Source organism: Streptococcus mitis (assembly GCF_946190285.1).
GTDB lineage: Bacteria > Bacillota > Bacilli > Lactobacillales > Streptococcaceae > Streptococcus > Streptococcus mitis_CP.
Map to the genome: position 1 here is coordinate 1 of NZ_CAMHZX010000016.1, position 988 is coordinate 988.

At 35.5% G+C, this 988-nt stretch carries 1 protein-coding gene; it reads right to left on the reverse strand.

The window, feature by feature from the left end; translation table 11 throughout:
- A partial coding sequence (locus tag N8L39_RS09225; RefSeq protein WP_474104177.1) for an Ig-like domain-containing protein occupies nt 1-988 on the reverse strand: 988 nt, incomplete at both ends.

A 988-nucleotide genomic window follows, 5' to 3' on the forward strand; every position in this document is an offset into this window, starting at 1 on the left:
TTCCATCTTTAGCTACTGTGTATGTTCCAACTTTTTCTACTGTCTTCGTAGTTTTTCCATCTTCAAATGTTGCTGGTATTTCGTTATCCATTGGTACTTCTGGATTTCCTGGTGTAAACTCAGGTGTTCCTTTTTGTTCTTTACCTTGGATTTCTGTTGACTCAGCTGTTTTTGATGTTGGTGTTACTGGTGTTACTGTTGGTACATATTTCTTCGTAACAACTTTACCATTTTCATCTTCAACTTGAACTGTTACTCCTTCAGCTGTTCCAGTGAATGTCTTAACTGGTGTAAATGTAATCGCACCATCTTTCAATTCATATGTTCCAACTTCTGGTACAGTAATCGTTGTAACTTTTTCACCATTTCCATTGACTAATGTTAATGTATCTTGTTTTAATTCAACTCTTTCATGACCTGTTTCAAAGTTTACTGTTGTATTATCAGATTCATCTTTTTGATTGAATACGATTGGTGATGTTTGAGCAATTCCTTGCGGTCCTAAAGTTGCTGAATCTTTACCTGTTGGTGTTACTTTGATAACAGTTGGTGTGTAAGTTGTTTCCACTTTTGTACCATTCGCATCTTTGATTTGAACTTTAACCGGTGTAGCTTCTCCTGCAAAGTCTTTGTTTGGAGTAAATGTAATAGTTTTATTAGCTTTATCCAATTCATACTTACCTTGAGGAGTTGTTACGCTAGTTACCTCTTCTCCAGCTTCATTCAATAATGTTAATGTATCTGGATCTAATTCTGTTCTTTCTCCTTTAGGGCCTTGTTCAATTCCCTTATTGAAGTTAACAGTTTTTCCTTTATCGTCTCCAGTTTCTTCTGTATCTAGAACGATTGATGAAGTTTGTACTTTACCTTGTACATCGCTTGTTGTTGAAGCTTCTGATGTTGGTTGTACTGGAACGATTTCTGGTTTGTATGTTGCTTTTGAAGTAATTGTCGCTGGTTCATTTTTCTCATTTGTTACAGTTACTGT